Here is a 4,687-nt window from a genome sequence, read left to right on the forward strand (position 1 = left end):
GTACTCTACGTGAGAAGTAGAGATGGTGATACCACGTGCTTTTTCTTCTGGTGCGTTATCGATCTGATCGAATGCACGTGCGTTACCGCCGTAGGTTTTCGCCAGAACGGTGGTGATTGCAGCAGTCAGGGTAGTTTTACCGTGGTCAACGTGGCCGATAGTACCAACGTTAACGTGCGGTTTTGAACGCTCAAACTTTTCTTTAGACATTAGGTTGTCCCTCTAAGACACGGAATCGGTGGTTTCACCACATCAACCAAGCAATTTTGCTTGTTTTTAGATATCAACAGGAAGAAAACCAGGAGACAAGAACTAGGGAAGTGGTGCTGATAGGCAGATTCGAACTGCCGACCTCACCCTTACCAAGGGTGTGCTCTACCAACTGAGCTATATCAGCACATCTTGGAGCGGGCAGCGGGAATCGAACCCGCATCATCAGCTTGGAAGGCTGAGGTAATAGCCATTATACGATGCCCGCGTGAACTCGGCTACCTGACTTTAATCAGCTGTATTGTATCTCAAGTATTTTGTCTGGAGTATTAACTCGAGCAGAACACTCAAGATGAAACTGGTTCATGGTGGTGGGGGAAGGATTCGAACCTTCGAAGTCTGTGACGGCAGATTTACAGTCTGCTCCCTTTGGCCGCTCGGGAACCCCACCTTTCCAAATTTTTAATGGTGCCGGCACCAAGAGTCGAACTCGGGACCTACTGATTACAAGTCAGTTGCTCTACCAACTGAGCTATGCCGGCATCAAGTGCTGCGCATTCTAGGTAGTATTCGTCTCTGATGCAACAAAAAATTTATTTTTTTTGTTCTTTTGCTCACATTCCATTCAGACAAGGCTTTTTTGATGATTTTTTAATTAGATAAAGCGCAAATAACAGCCAATGACCATATAATTAAAGTATCAAGACGCAGGGTAAGCAGTCTATTTTTCAGGAGTGAGTAGCCATACCGATGCCGATTTTTTTACTTTTTAAATTAAAAGTGGCTCCAAGACCCCTTATTTTTTCGCAATTTTGTATTTTCCATCAAAAAAATTACTAAAATGATAAAAAATTCTACGCCTATGATAGTTCAGCCGATATGATGAGATTTATTTTTTGTCGGATACGGGTGTGCAAGAGTACCCGTCCAACCTGCATAGACAGGCAGATGTTGGCTTATGAATGAGAAAGAACCTTTTTTAACGACTCCATATTTACAATTTGATCGTGAACATTGGGCAACCCTGCGCGACTCGGTGCCTCTAACATTAACAGCAGAAGAGTTTTCTGCCTTAAAAGGAATTAATGAAGATATCTCAATAGACGAAGTGGTTGAAATCTACCTACCATTATCACGTCTACTTAATTTTTATATTAGCTCCAACCTTCGGCGACAGGCTGTTCTTGAGCAATTTTTAGGAACCGGTGGGCAAAAGATACCTTATGTCATTGGTATTGCAGGCAGCGTTGCCGTTGGCAAAAGTACAACAGCACGTTTATTGCAGGCATTACTCAGCCGCTGGCCTGAACATCGTCGTGTAAAGCTGGTAACAACTGATGGCTTCTTACATTCTAACAATATCCTGAATGAACGCGGCCTAATGAAAAAGAAAGGGTTCCCTGAATCCTACGATATGCGCAGTCTGGTGAAATTCGTCTCCGATATAAAATCAGGAGCCGAAAAGGTTGCCGCTCCAGTATATTCTCATCTCAGCTATGATATTGTGCCTGATGAACAGCTGATCATCGAACGGCCAGATATCCTGATACTGGAAGGTTTAAATGTGCTGCAAAGTGGTATGGATTATCCCCATGAACCACATCATGTTTTTGTTTCTGACTTTGTTGATTTTTCTATTTATGTTGATGCGTCAGAACAATTACTTGAACAATGGTACGTCAGCCGTTTTCTTAAATTCCGGCAAGGCGCTTTTTCTGATCCTGAGTCCTATTTCCACAATTACTCTAAGTTAACAACGGAAGAAGCAGTAAAGGTAGCATCTGATATTTGGCGAGAAATTAATGGACTAAATCTACAACAAAATATCCTGCCTACCAGAGAGCGTGCCAGCTTAATTCTGACTAAAGGCAAGAACCATGCGATTGAAAACGTCAGGTTAAGAAAATAATGCCAAAAAGCCGGAAAATATTTCCGGCCTTCTCATTAACAGCCTCTCAGGGAAATTTCACCACCAATATAAGGTGTGACTATCCCATCGATATCAAGCAACAAAGCTCCTTGTTGATCAATGCCACGAGCTATGCCATAAATTTCTTGTTCACCAATTATTAATTTCACAGGACGATTCATAAAATTATCTAATTTAAACCATCTGGGAACAAAAGATTGCAATCCTTCATTTTCAAACTGAACTAACGCCTTCTTCAGTTCAGTAACAATCTCAGTAACGAGTTTATTTCTTTCAACAGTCACTCCGGCCTGCTGTAAATTAGTCCACTGTTGATTTATTATCTTTTGCTGCTCACTACTCATCGAGATGTTCATGCCAATACCAATGACAATCTGAGCCGCATCTCCAGTCCTTCCCATTAGCTCAACTAATATACCTGCTAGCTTTTTGTCATCCAAATATAGATCATTAGGCCATTTAACTTTTACCTTTTCAGCTCCCTGACGATTCAGAACTTCTGCGATTACGATACCCACTACCAGACTCAATCCAATCGCTGCAGCAGGTCCTTGCTCTAATCGCCAGAACATAGATAAATATAAATTACGGCCGAAAGCAGAAACCCATTGCCTTCCACGGCGACCTCTTCCTGCATATTGATATTCTGCAACGCAGGTATCACCTGAAGTAAGTTCTGTTAATTTATCTAACAAGTATTGATTAGTAGAATCAATAACTGGAATAACTTCAATTCGATTTTCAGGCAGATAATTTTCAATTGTATCTTTACTAAGGAGATTCATTGGTACAGGAAACCGATAACCCTTACCCGGGATCGTCAGTATTTCCACACCCCATTCACGAATAACCTGAATATGTTTATTTATTCCTGCCCGACTCATCCCTAGCTTCTGGCCCAATTGCTGCCCTGAATGAATTTCACCATCTGATAAAATTTTAATTAACTTTAATGGAGTACTAACGTCTTTCATGAAATACATTCCACCGCATCTATTTCACCTACATTACCAATGAAACGGACTTCCGGTTCTAAATAAATATTGAACTTTTCAGCTACTTGCTTGCGAACATAAGCAGCCAAAGCAATAACATCACGTCCTGTCGCATTGCCTTGATTGATTAATACTAATGCTTGTTTCTGGTGAACTGCCGCATGACCAATGTGATACCCTTTTAGGTGACACTTATCTATCAACCAGCCCGCCGCTATTTTTACACTATGTTCACTATGATGATACTGGGGACACTCAGGGTACTCAGATTTAATTTTCTCTGCCAATTCTGCTGATATAATTGGATTTTTGAAGAAGCTTCCTGCATTTCCTGTAATCGCAGGATTTGGTAATTTACTCTGACGCATTTCACACACTGTATGAAAAATTTGCTCTGGTGTTACATCATTATGCGAGAATTTTGTTAAATCACCATAAGTTAGTATTGGTTTCCATACTTTATTCAGTCTTAAACCAACCGCTGTAATTGCATAACCATTACTATATTCATGTTTGAAAACACTATCTCTATAAGCAAACCCACATTCATTTTCCATCAAGCGGATCTGCTTTCCTGTTTTCAACTCAATTAAATCAACGTATTCACAGACCTGTTTGAACTCAATTCCGTAAGCCCCGATATTTTGGATAGGTGCAGAACCCACATTTCCGGGAATAAGAGCTAAATTCTCCAAACCATAGATCTTACGTTTAAGTAAATGAAGAATCAGCTCATGCCAATTTTCACCCGCACCAACATGAATATTCCATGCGGTATCCGATTCCTGTATATCAACACCAGTAATGCGATTCAATATCACAGTGCCTTTGAAATCTTCAGTGAAGAGAACATTGCTCCCTCCACCCAGTAATAGGCTAGGCTGATTATTTTCTACAGCCTCTTGCCACAAAACCAGAAGTGATTCAACAGAGGCAGCTACGCTAATACGATTGGCATTTGCAGATATACCAAATGTGTTAAATGTTTTGAGTTGGGTTGATTTACAGACAGGCATTCAATTCAGGCTCAATAAGTAATTTGACTGTAGTCTAGCAGACTCTGCATTTGAAAGATAAGTCAGTAAATACCTATCATGAGGATAGAAATGCAAAAAGCCACTCATTTGAGTGGCTTTTTGACTGTATATAAAGCTTGGCAGTTCCCTACTCTCACATGGGGAGACCCCACACTACCATCGGCGCTACGGTGTTTCACTACTGAGTTCGGCATGGGGTCAGGTGGGACCACCGCGCTATTGCCGCCAAGCAAATTCTGTTTTATTTGCCGAACATATTATTCATGGTGCTGATACCCAGATTCGAACTGGGGACCTCACCCTTACCAAGGGTGTGCTCTACCAACTGAGCCATATCAGCAAATGCTGAAATAAAAAGTGTTGCCATTTTAGCAACACGTCTAAATTGATGTCTGGCAGTTCCCTACTCTCACATGGGGAGACCCCACACTACCATCGGCGCTACGGCGTTTCACTGCTGAGTTCGGCATGGGGTCAGGTGGGACCACCGCGCTATTGCCGCCAGACAAATTCTG

General features: G+C 41.6%; 4 protein-coding genes, 5 tRNA genes and 2 rRNA genes. 1 reads left to right on the top strand and 10 read right to left on the bottom strand.

Features of this window, described 5'->3' with window-relative positions; genetic code table 11:
• The 5 genes from AACS90_RS20680 to AACS90_RS20700 form a co-directional block, all read right to left on the bottom strand.
• On the bottom strand, nucleotides 1–210 hold a 210-nt coding region (locus tag AACS90_RS20680), incomplete at its 3' end, for a GTP-binding protein (protein ID WP_241538162.1).
• Between the two features lie 111 nt (nucleotides 211–321).
• Nucleotides 322–397: transfer RNA gene (locus AACS90_RS20685), tRNA-Thr, on the bottom strand.
• Nucleotides 398–403: 6 nt separating this feature from the next.
• Nucleotides 404–478: transfer RNA gene (locus AACS90_RS20690), tRNA-Gly, on the bottom strand.
• Nucleotides 479–576: 98 nt separating this feature from the next.
• Nucleotides 577–661 (bottom strand) — tRNA-Tyr (locus AACS90_RS20695).
• Nucleotides 662–676: 15 nt separating this feature from the next.
• Nucleotides 677–752, bottom strand: a tRNA-Thr gene (locus AACS90_RS20700).
• Between the two features lie 416 nt (nucleotides 753–1,168).
• On the opposite strand from AACS90_RS20700, the gene coaA reads away from it, so the two are divergent.
• Nucleotides 1,169–2,119 carry a type I pantothenate kinase gene (coaA, locus tag AACS90_RS20705; protein ID WP_099111957.1) on the top strand — a complete coding sequence of 317 codons (951 nt, stop codon included), beginning with the start codon at nucleotides 1,169–1,171 and terminating at the stop codon, nucleotides 2,117–2,119.
• A gap of 35 nt (nucleotides 2,120–2,154) precedes the next feature.
• Here the strand turns inward: coaA and birA are convergent, their stop codons facing one another.
• From birA to rrf (AACS90_RS20730), 5 genes are all read right to left on the bottom strand, one after another.
• Nucleotides 2,155–3,114 (bottom strand): bifunctional biotin--[acetyl-CoA-carboxylase] ligase/biotin operon repressor BirA, encoded by a 960-nt coding sequence (birA, locus tag AACS90_RS20710; protein ID WP_099123603.1) that lies wholly within the window; start codon nucleotides 3,112–3,114, stop codon nucleotides 2,155–2,157.
• The gene (gene murB / locus AACS90_RS20715) at nucleotides 3,111–4,151 is read right to left on the bottom strand and encodes a UDP-N-acetylmuramate dehydrogenase (protein WP_099123604.1); all 1,041 of its coding nucleotides are present in this window, start codon (nucleotides 4,149–4,151) and stop codon (nucleotides 3,111–3,113) included. The genes birA and murB overlap by 4 nt, the downstream gene beginning before the upstream one ends.
• Nucleotides 4,152–4,286: 135 nt before the next feature.
• Nucleotides 4,287–4,402: ribosomal RNA gene (gene rrf, locus AACS90_RS20720) — 5S ribosomal RNA — on the bottom strand.
• Between the two features lie 34 nt (nucleotides 4,403–4,436).
• Nucleotides 4,437–4,512: transfer RNA gene (locus tag AACS90_RS20725), tRNA-Thr, on the bottom strand.
• Between the two features lie 50 nt (nucleotides 4,513–4,562).
• A 5S ribosomal RNA gene (gene rrf, locus AACS90_RS20730) occupies nucleotides 4,563–4,678 on the bottom strand.
• Nucleotides 4,679–4,687 lie beyond the last annotated feature (9 nt).

The sequence above is a fragment of the Xenorhabdus sp. KK7.4 genome (assembly GCF_963876465.1).
GTDB classification, from domain to species: domain Bacteria; phylum Pseudomonadota; class Gammaproteobacteria; order Enterobacterales; family Enterobacteriaceae; genus Xenorhabdus; species Xenorhabdus stockiae.

Bases quoted from the DNA above. Each gene is read 5' to 3' on its own strand.
- coaA (WP_099111957.1), top strand. From the start codon at position 1,169: ATGAATGAGAAAGAACCTTTTTTAACGACTCCATATTTACAATTTGAT.
- murB (WP_099123604.1), bottom strand. From the start codon at position 4,151: ATGCCTGTCTGTAAATCAACCCAACTCAAAACATTTAACACATTTGGT.
- birA (WP_099123603.1), bottom strand. From the start codon at position 3,114: ATGAAAGACGTTAGTACTCCATTAAAGTTAATTAAAATTTTATCAGAT.